We start from the raw sequence: 9,904 nt of genomic DNA, 5'->3' as shown, positions 1-9,904 counted from the left end.
CCACTCATTAAACAGCTTACTGAAGCGGCCCTCAATGTTGAGCTCGACCAACATCTTGAAGATAAGCAGCCTGGTAATCGCAGAAATGGCAAGACCAGTAAGACACTGAAGACCGCTACCGGTAGCTTTGAGCTGCATACTCCGCGTGACCGAGATGGCACCTTCGAGCCTCAGGTTGTAAAAAAGAACCAGACATACCTGACCGATGAGATGGAGCGGAAAATCATTGCGCTATTTTCACTGGGCACAAGTTATCAGGATATTCGTGCCCATATCGCCGATATCTACGGCATTGAAGTCCCCAATGGCACCATCAGCGCCATTACTGATAAACTGCTACCTGAGCTTCAGGCTTGGCGTGAACGTGATTTAGAAGCCCTGTATCCCATCCTCTGGCTTGATGCTATTCACTATAAAATCAAAGAGAATGGCCGCTTTGTCAGCAAAGCTGTGTACACCATTCTGGCGCTCAATGTAGAAGGAAAAAAGGAGCTGTTGGGCTTGTATATCTCAGACACTGAAGGTGCACATCAGTGGCTAAGTATACTAACCGATCTTCATAGTCGCGGTATTAAAGACATCCTGATTGCCTGTGTTGATGGCCTTAAAGGCTTCCCTGAAGCCATTGAAACCATTTACCCACATACAGAGGTGCAGTCATGCATCATTCATCAAATTCGTAACTCAATGAAATACGTAGCGTCTAAAAACCAGAAGGCGTTTATGGCTGATTTAAAGTGTGTCTATAAAGCCACAACCCTCAATGCAGCTGAGATGGCGCTGGACGAGCTGGAAGCCAAATGGGGCGACAAATATCCTGTGGTCATCAAGTCCTGGCGCAACAAGTGGGCGCTGTTATCGACCTATTTTAAGTACCCGGAATACGTGCGTAAGGCTATCTACACCACGAACGCGGTTGAGGCCGTACATCGTCAGTTTCGTAAACTGACGAAAACCAAGGGTGGTTTTGCCAACGAGAACAGTTTACTCAAACTGCTCTACGCCGGTATATTGAAGGCTCAGGAGCGGTGGTCACACCCGATTCAAAACTGGAATTTAACGCTATCTCAGCTGTCCATCCATTTTGAAGGACGACTGGATGCTCACATCGATCTGTGATTTTTAACGTGACACAGAATTTTGAACACCCTCATGTTCTATGGTTAGACACTACCACAAGAAATCGAATATCTTCTGTCGTCAACATTAACTTTCAACCTAATCTATAAGTAGATTTTTGTTAATATAATTCAACTTTCTCCTATCTCATAATTATTTCATCGACATTGAACTGCAATTTTCGAGCTTAGGTAAATGAAATGATTAAACATACAGAGCACCCTGATTTAGAAAAGCAATACAATGCCATCGGCACACCATTTCTCTACCTGGACAAACAAAAGTTTTTAAACAATCTCACGCAAATGTGCAGTCATATTTCGAAACTGGGCACGTCACTAAGACCCCACTTTAAAACGGTAAAGTCGTTAGATGCGCTTCCTTACTTAATTGACTCTCTAGAGGACCCAATCACTGTATCTACCCTTGAGGAAGCAGAACAGCTTGCTAATTATGGTTGTAAAGACATTCTCTATGCAGTTGGTATATCACAAGAAAAGCTATTACGAGTCGAGCAGTTACTGAAACGTGGCATTAGCATTGTGGTGTTACTTGATAGCATGGAACAAGTCGATTTTGTTAACACCTACTCTCAGGAACATGAGTGTGTCATTAGCTGTCTTATAGAGATTGATTGTGACGGACACCGAGGTGGCGTCAGTGCAGATTCCGAAGCCTTGATTGCTATGGCTAAGAGCTTAGATAAAGGTTTTGCCGATTTTAAAGGTGTGATGCTTCACGCAGGCGAATCTTACCACTGTTCGTCTCAAGAAGCGCTAAACCAATCAGCCAGTAATGAAGTAGCGACTGCACAACTTGCAGCGAAACGCCTCGAATTAGTGGGGATTCATTGCGAAATAGTCAGCATAGGGTCTACCCCAACGGCATGTTCATACACAAACACAAGTGGAATTACAGAGGTCAGAGCTGGTGTCTATTCGTTGTTTGATTTGGTGATGCATCAGCTTGGAGTGTGTACCTTAAACGATATAGCAATCTCAGTAGTAAGTAGTGTTATTGGACACAATAAATCAAGGGGACAAATATTTGTTGATGCTGGTTGGATGGCTCTTTCTTTAGATAAAGGCCATGAAGAACAATGTTATGGCGTGGTTCTCCAACCGAATGGTCAAGAGAGTAAAATACTGAAAGTCGTGCAGGTAAATCAAGAGCACGGCATACTCGAAGCGGCTTCTGGAAGCGAGATTGACTTCGAATGTTTTCCCATTGGTTCTCGAGTACACATAGTCCCAAATCATGCATGCTCTACAAGCGCAATGCACCGTCAATACCATGTCTTTGACTTGGTCGAGGGGCAAATTGAACAATGGCAACGTATCTCAGGGTGGTAACATGCTTTATTTAGATGAAAAAACAACCGCAGCGTTAATTACTCACGAACTGGCATACAAAGCAGTCAAAGCGGCCTTTTCCGCAGTATAAGAGCAGCACTCATCAATATTTTCAGTGGTTAACGCATCAGGCCCGATAGAAGGCTCAATGTTTTCACTCAAATCAGCACGTACAGATCAATTGCTTGGTTGGAAAATGGGAAGTTATTGGCCTTACAATAATCAATCTGGGCTACCAAACCATGGTACTCATATCTTTCTTCTCTCACCTGATACGGGAGAAATGAAAGCCATTTTGTCAGCAAGTTTGGTTAATGCCTATCGAACCGCTGCAGCCGATGCCATCGCAGTTGATCTATTGGCGAGACAAGATTCAACGGTACTAGCGTTATTTGGCACGGGTCATCAGGCTAAATATGAAGCGCTTGCCATTTCAAAAGTTAGGAACCTATCTAAAGTGCTGATTATTGGTAGAAATCAGACTAGCGCTAACCAACTGGCGCAAGAGCTAAGCAATGAAGGTTTAACAACTGATATCAAGACTGCTCAAGAAGCCTGTGAAAGCGCAGATATTATTGTTACCGTCACAGCATCCACCGCCCCTTTGTTTGAATCGTCGTGGATAAAGCCTGGAACTCATATTTCTGCAATGGGAGCAGATAAAGTAGGAAAACAAGAACTGCCGCCATCACTATTTGAGAATGCCATCCTCTACTGTGACTATTTACCTCAGTCCAAAACAATTGGTGAGTTCCAGCATGCACCAGATAAAGAGATATATCAGATCTGCGACAAGCTTCAATTAAAAGAAAGGAACGAAAACGACATTACTATTTTTGATAGCTCAGGAATTGCCTATCAAGATCTATACATTGCAAAAATAATTTTAGATAAATACCTATCCAAGGAAGATAACCATGAATAACGTTAGCTTTTTAAAAATAAACGGTAACACCATCGATGACATTATTGACCTTACAGTGGGAGAGCTTCAAAAGCATCTTATTGCTAGTAACGCAGAATGGCTTGCAGAGGCGAGTTTTAACGACGATAGTGTCAGCTACGGCATTTATTTAGACGACAAGCCAGCAGGGCTCATCTCTCTTATCGATCCAAGATTACTCGATAAGTTCGATGATCACTTTCAAAAGGATCATTTGTACGTGTGGCGTGTCATGATTGACCATCGTTTTCAAGGAAAGGGATTGGGGAGTCACGCGATTAACTTCAGCAAGCGATACGCTTCCATTGTTGGTTTAAAAGGCGTGTCGCTAACCACAATGGATAAAGAGGAAGGGAATGCTCTCTATATTTACCAAAAGCTTGGGTTTACACCAACGGGCAGAAGACTTGATGATGAAATTGAATTAATTTTTAGCTTAGATATTTGATTGAATAAACGGGTTAGACGGTTCAGTGTAGTACTCATGATTTAATTTGTGATAAAAATTAAGTGGCTATCTAAATTTAGGCTTTCAAATTGTTGATGAATTGATTCATAAAGTTGAGGTTTTAATTTGTCAATCTGGAGAGCTAATGAAGAATATACTGAGATATATTATTTTCTATTGTCACCCCAAACCACTGCCTATGGCGGTGGTGGTTGTCTTAAATTCGGGGTAAAGGTCAATTGATATAAAAAAGACCTAAATGAATAGATCTTTTTATATGCTACCAACCACAAGTAATAACATTCTGGGCTTTATGCTTAACGGGAAACTGCCTCATCAGCAGCCGCGGCAGAATGCTTTAGTCCACCAGGCTGTATTGTTCCTTGAGCACTCGGATGATTTCTGCCTTGGGATTATCCGAGAGAGTAATCTTGGTTCCGGTGACTTTCTCGGCAATACCTGTGTAGGTACGCGAGACATTCATCATGGCCTCCAGTGGCAGGTCGTTGTCGCGGGCCAGGGCTTCACGTTCCGGCATTCTATCCTTGTTCAACAGGATATCCGGATCCGGGAAGTGGTTGAGCAGGAATTGACGGAAACCTTCTTTGGAGTTCTCGAGGATCTTGCCGTCACGGTAGGCGCTTCCATCCCAAATACGTGAAGAGTCCGGGGTTCCCACTTCATCCATATAGATAAGCTTGGATTGGCCTTGTTTGTCAGTGACATAGCCAAATTCGAACTTGGTATCGACAAAGATCTGATCTTGCTGTGCCAGCGCCTCGGAAATGACTTCGAATCCCTGCTTGAGCAGTTTTTCGTACAGATCGATATCTTCAGGCTTTTCAAAGCCGAAGGCCTCGAAGTTGGCTTCGATATCTGCGCGGCTGATGTTGACATCATCCTGCTCCGGCACCCCAGGGATCCCCTTGAGTATGCCCTTGGTCGATGGGGTGATCAGTAACTCGGGTAGCTGCTGGTCCTTTTGCAATCCCTCCGGCAGCGTGATGCCGCAAAATACCCGCTCACCCTTTTGATAGGCGCGCCACATGGATCCGGTAATATAGCGGCGAATAATGGCTTCTACCTTTATCGGGCGAGCCTTTTGTACTATCCACACGAAGGGATGGGGAATGTCGAGAATATGGCTGTCGGCCAGCCCTTTTTCCTTGAACAGGCTGAACCAGTGGTTGGAGATGGCGTTGAGTGCTGCCCCTTTGCCCGGGATCCCTTTGAGATCTTCTTCGCCGTGGAAGATGCAATCGAAGGCGGAGATACGATCCGAGATCACCATGATCGCCAGCGGAGTATCGGCGGGCACATCATAGCCCTTTTCGCGGATCAATCTGGCGCTGTCGGCCTCGGTCAACCAGTAGACACTGCGCACTTTTCCGCTGTGAACCGGCTTGTCGGTGCGGATAGGCAGATCATTGTTTACGGCTAGAACGGAATCAGCAAGACTCATGACGAGTATTCCTCTGGGTGTAGGGTTTAAGGCTAAGTCCGGCAGGCGGGGTTATTGTTATCTGCCTGTTTCCGGGAGAATGCGAGCCGGCGGCGGGGCAGCAGCAAGCAGCAAAAAAGACTGTGCTTGAGAGGTAAAGCCGCTGTGGAGTCATGCAAGTATGAGATGCCGCCGACAAAAGATGGGTTATTTTACCTCAGTCGCAACCTTTTGCCACGGGGAGGCTTTGTTTACTGGAGCAAAACTCTGTTCGCGATAGAGACTAATGAGGCTGCACCCAGGGAGATTGGGCGCTGATTCGGCATCCATGTTTCAGCCACGTTATTTGCGCCAACAGTTTTCGGCGACACCGAGGGGGAAAGTCGGTGCAATTCTGCAATCATAGCGTTGCTTGAAATTGCTTATATACCTACAGACATACGCCTATTTTCCAGGCACAGGCGGAACTGTGACCTTCCGCGCCAGGGATAGCGAGGCGACTACCGCATTTGTTCCAGACAAATGTCGGCATACACTCCATCCATGGAGATAAGGGATGTACTTGAATAACGTCCCTGTTTAACGGCCGGCTCACCGTCCCTGGCTCGCGCTCGAAAGCACGTTGCTGTGCAACTCTCGCCATGTCACAGGATCGCCTATGCATAAGCCTGCGGCAGGCAATGAGAAACATCCGTCGCCGGAAGCTCGGGCAATATTAGCTTAGATACTTTTAGCTGGAAGCCATGCTAGCCGCTGTAGCAGCGGCCTAAAGTCGTGGAGCAAGTGCATCCATGCATAACGGCAGTACTTGAAAGCACGTTGCTACGCAACTCTCGCCGTGTTACAGAATCGCCTGTGCGAAAGGCCGTTCTCGAACATCCTATTCTTCACTGCATTCGGGCTTCCTGCCCATCCTCACTGCAGGTGATGAGCTGCAGCTTAACCAATACCCAGGCACAGGATTGTCTGTGTAAAAGTTGTTCTTGGCAGCGCCGCGTTCGGGGGAGGGAATAACTTGGTTTCCGGCGGTTATTATCATTAATGAAAAGACCCAACTCACGTTGGGTCTTTGGGGTTTTTAAATCAAGGAGATTTTACCGCTCAGGTTGGCGGCAAACGCCTTAAGCCTGTTGCGGTTCCACTGCCCGATAATGATCCTGCATGGTGTAAGAGCGGGCATAGAGCGCAAACACCAAGGCGGCCAGCAGGGCGAAGCCGGCGAAGAAGAACATCTGGAAGGCGGTGACACTCAGGCCGGTTTCGGCAATCTGATTGGTCACGGCATCGCTCTTGACGCTGGCGTTGGCTAATAGCACCCAGAGGTTGCCCACAGTGACCGATAGGGTCCAGAAACTCATGATGCTGCCTTTCATCGACTTGGGTGCCTGGCTGTATGCAAACTCCAATCCGGTGGCAGAAACCAGTACTTCACCGAAAGTCAGCAGTGCATAAGGCAGTACTTGCCAGGTGATGGACATGGGGGTGCCGCCATCCATCATCAACTGAATGCTGCCTATTACTATCCAGGAAAGGCCGGAGAAGGCGATACCCGCACCCATTTTACGCAGGGCATTGAGGCGCACGCCATTGCGCTCCAGCATGGGGTAGAGCACGAAGTTATTGAAGGGGATCAGCAGCATAACCAGCAGTGGGTTGAGAGCTTGCATCATGGCCGGTTCAAACCAATCCGGCTTGACCATGTCGTTGGCCTGTAAAATCCAGGTGGAAGCCTTTTGATCGAACAGCGACCAGAAGGGGGTGACCAGGGCAAACAGGATTAAGATGCGAAATACGGCGCGCACTCCGTCCACTGCCTCGAGCGGGTGTTGATTGCGGGCCCGCTCAAGCTGCATGGAGGCGCCTACGCCGACAAAGCCCATCAAGAGCACCATTGCCAGACATAGCGCTGTTACCACTCCAAGGCTGTTGTATTGGGTGAGGGAAAACAGCGCCAGCAGTATACCTATGGCACTCAGCAGCAAACCTGTATTGGCCTTGCCGGGTACGGGGGTGAAGATGGCGCTCTTGAGCACAGGTAGGAAGCCGTGTGGATCTTTGGGCTCGGGTTGCTGGTGGACATAACGTTTACGGCCGCCCCAGAAGAATACCGTGGCGATAAACATCAATACCCCTGGGATACCGAAGGCCACCGAAGGGCCGAAGAATTTCAGCAGCAGCGGCATCGACAGCGAGGCGAAGAAGGAGCCGAAGTTGATGGTGAAATAGAACATATCGAAGGCTTTTTGCGCCAACGACTTATTGCTCTGATCGAACTGATCGCCCATGAAAGAGGATACCAGCGGCTTGATGCCGCCTGACCCCAGGGCTATCAGAAACAGGCCCGAATAGAAGCCGGTTTTGCTGGTTTCGAAAATCGCCAGAAAGGCATGGCCAATCACATAGACTATGCTAAGCCACAAAATGGTGTGGTATTTACCGAAGAAACGGTCGGCCAGCCAGCCCCCTAAGAGGGGGAAGAAATACACCCCGATCACAAAGGAGTGGAACACATCTTTGGCTTCGCCCTGACGCAGTTCTTCCGGCACTGACAGCAGCAGAGCCGTCATCAGGAAGGGAGTCAGAATATTGCGCATGCCGTAAAAACTGAAGCGCTCGCAGGCTTCACTGGCAATGATAAAAGGGATCTGCCGCGGCCAGCGTGCAGAGGAAGGTGAGCTCATAATGTACCTTGGTTATTGTCGATTCTAATAAAGGTTGCAGCTATATGCGCATAATCCGGCTTTCCATTCAACTCCGGCCATGAACAAAACCGTTTTTTTTGTGAACTGAAGTGCAAATTTGCTTCGAAAGCCATGAAAAGGGCAAACTGATTACTCGCATTGGCAACGGCATTGAGCTGTCATCATAGCGCCACGCTAAACCAAGGTTATCGGGAGCCAGGCACCATGGATACACCCTTGTATGGACCATTGACTATCGATGAATGGCTCAGGCTCAATCTGCAGCGCCAGGGCTTGTTGCAACCGGCGAACTCGGCGGCGGCCGTGATCCGTCAGTTGGGCTATATCCAGATAGATTCCATCAATGTGGTCGAGCGGGCCCATCACCATGTGCTGCACAATCGGTTGCCCGGTTATCACCCCGAACAGCTGCAACAGGCTATGGCCGATAAGGAGGTGTTCGAGTACTGGGCTCACGCTGCGGCCTATCTGCCCATGAGTGACTACAGGTACAGCCTGCAGCGCAAACGGCAACTGAGTCAGGGGGATAAACACTGGTTTGAACCGGACGAGCCCTTGATGCGGGAAGTGCTTGCCAGAGTGCGCGCCGAGGGGCCGCTCAAGGCCAGTGATTTTGAACACTCAAGTGATCAACGTGGCAGTTGGTGGGACTGGAAACCGGCCAAGAAGGCGCTGGAACAGCTGTTTATGCGCGGCGAGTTAATGGTGCTGCGGCGTGAGCGGTTTCAAAAGGTTTATGATTTGGCCGAGCGAGTGCTCCCGCCGGGCATAGATACCAGGGAGCCTGACGATGATGAGTTTGGCCGGTATCTGGTGAACCGCTTTCTCAATGCCAACGGTTTTGGCTCAGAGGCCCAGTTTGCCTATCTGCGAAAAGGCATGCGGCCGGTTATCAAGCGGGTGTTGGACCAAGGGCTGGAGGCCGGTGAACTGCAGCGGTTCAAGGTCGATGGTCAGCAGTATTTCTGCCCGGCAGAGCTGAGCGCGGTGCCCAAGATCCCGGAGCGGGTCTGGCTGCTCAATCCCTTCGATAATCTGGTTATTCAACGTAACCGCTTAAAGCAATGGTTTGGCTTTGACTATCAACTGGAAGTGTACCTGCCGCAGGAAAAGCGGGTCTACGGCTATTTCAGCCTGGCCATCCTCTGGCGCCAGCAGTTTATCGGCCGGGTCGATGTCAAGGCCGACCGGCTGCGCCAATGCCTGTTGTTGCAAAACCTGGTGTTGGAGCCCGAGTATGCCAACCGGCCTTTGGATGATGTGTTGCTGGCCGAGCTTACCAGGGCCATTGGCGACTATGCCTGTTTCAATGCCTGTGAACGCTGGAAGCTGGTGCGCAGCAATCACAAGGGGCTGAAGCAGCGCTGGCGCCGTTTGCAAAGTTTATAGTGCCGACTCGGCTCTGAGCCTACCTTAAAATAGCCGTGTAGTTGGCTGAGAGGAGTGTGGCATTTTGGTCAACAAATCCCCGCAAGCGGACTTTTGTTCTCAAGGCTTTTTAGGCGTCGCCGGTAGACTCGGGCCAGTTTTTATCCGAGGAACAGCTTATGGCAGCACATGCCAACGGCGCCAAAGGCGATTTTGCCAAGACAGTTATCATGCCCGGCGATTCTTGGTGGGCCAACTACATTGCCGAGCACTTTCTCGATGATGCCCGCGAGGTGATCTCGGTGCGCAATATGCTGGGTTATACCGGCAGTTGGCAGGGGAAGCCGGTTTCTGTAATGGGCCAATCAAAGCAAAGAATACGCTTTATAGTCAGCAGTGACAGAGTCAGCGCGCGCTTATGGTACGTTTCGGGACGGCGCGAAATGACATATTGTGAATGGCCTTTGTCGGTTTTTTGCAAGCACACAATAGGTTTCAGTAAAAAACGGGAGCCTTGTGGCTCCCGTTGGC

7 protein-coding genes and 1 pseudogene are annotated in these 9,904 nt (G+C 48.8%); 6 read left to right on the top strand and 2 right to left on the bottom strand.

Annotated features, from left to right (window positions below):
- The 4 genes from ACMHXH_RS06185 to ACMHXH_RS06170 all read left to right on the top strand — a co-directional run.
- Positions 1-1,119: IS256 family transposase (locus tag ACMHXH_RS06185; RefSeq protein WP_413737819.1), on the top strand; the 1,119-nt coding region annotated here is incomplete at its 5' end.
- A 200-nt stretch (positions 1,120-1,319) separates the two neighbouring features.
- Positions 1,320-2,471, top strand: a complete 1,152-nt coding sequence (locus tag ACMHXH_RS06180; protein ID WP_162207267.1) for an alanine racemase — start codon at positions 1,320-1,322, stop codon at positions 2,469-2,471.
- A 148-nt stretch (positions 2,472-2,619) separates the two neighbouring features.
- A complete protein-coding gene (locus tag ACMHXH_RS06175) occupies positions 2,620-3,396 on the top strand; it encodes an ornithine cyclodeaminase family protein (protein ID WP_413737817.1) in 777 nt (258 codons plus the stop codon).
- The gene (locus ACMHXH_RS06170) at positions 3,389-3,862 is read left to right on the top strand and encodes a GNAT family N-acetyltransferase (RefSeq protein ID WP_144360901.1); all 474 of its coding nucleotides are present in this window, start codon (positions 3,389-3,391) and stop codon (positions 3,860-3,862) included. Before ACMHXH_RS06175 ends, ACMHXH_RS06170 begins: the two co-directional genes overlap by 8 nt.
- Before the next feature lie 358 nt (positions 3,863-4,220).
- On the opposite strand, the gene ACMHXH_RS06165 is transcribed toward ACMHXH_RS06170, so the two are convergent.
- Positions 4,221-5,324, bottom strand: a complete 1,104-nt coding sequence (locus ACMHXH_RS06165) for a phosphoribosylaminoimidazolesuccinocarboxamide synthase (protein ID WP_039034111.1) — start codon at positions 5,322-5,324, stop codon at positions 4,221-4,223.
- Positions 5,325-6,424: 1,100 nt separating this feature from the next.
- The gene (locus ACMHXH_RS06160; protein WP_039034112.1) at positions 6,425-7,984 is read right to left on the bottom strand and encodes an oligopeptide:H+ symporter; all 1,560 of its coding nucleotides are present in this window, start codon (positions 7,982-7,984) and stop codon (positions 6,425-6,427) included.
- Positions 7,985-8,221: 237 nt separating this feature from the next.
- On the opposite strand from ACMHXH_RS06160, the gene ACMHXH_RS06155 reads away from it, so the two are divergent.
- The gene (locus ACMHXH_RS06155) at positions 8,222-9,394 is read left to right on the top strand and encodes a winged helix-turn-helix domain-containing protein (protein ID WP_413737824.1); all 1,173 of its coding nucleotides are present in this window, start codon (positions 8,222-8,224) and stop codon (positions 9,392-9,394) included.
- Between the two features lie 158 nt (positions 9,395-9,552).
- Positions 9,553-9,735, top strand: a pseudogene (gene deoD / locus ACMHXH_RS06150) (purine-nucleoside phosphorylase); the annotation flags it as partial.
- Positions 9,736-9,904 lie beyond the last annotated feature (169 nt).

It is taken from the genome of Shewanella sp. BJSY2023SW001, assembly GCF_047314685.1.
Lineage (GTDB): Bacteria > Pseudomonadota > Gammaproteobacteria > Enterobacterales > Shewanellaceae > Shewanella > Shewanella indica.
Note: the sequence above shows the minus strand (reverse complement) of the source record. Positions and strands in the feature narration are given on the sequence as shown.

Coding starts and splice junctions, on each gene's coding strand:
- ACMHXH_RS06170 (WP_144360901.1), top strand. CDS start 3,389: ATGAATAACGTTAGCTTTTTAAAAATAAACGGTAACACCATCGATGAC.
- ACMHXH_RS06160 (WP_039034112.1), bottom strand. CDS start 7,984: ATGAGCTCACCTTCCTCTGCACGCTGGCCGCGGCAGATCCCTTTTATC.
- ACMHXH_RS06180 (WP_162207267.1), top strand. CDS start 1,320: ATGATTAAACATACAGAGCACCCTGATTTAGAAAAGCAATACAATGCC.
- ACMHXH_RS06175 (WP_413737817.1), top strand. CDS start 2,620: ATGTTTTCACTCAAATCAGCACGTACAGATCAATTGCTTGGTTGGAAA.
- ACMHXH_RS06165 (WP_039034111.1), bottom strand. CDS start 5,324: ATGAGTCTTGCTGATTCCGTTCTAGCCGTAAACAATGATCTGCCTATC.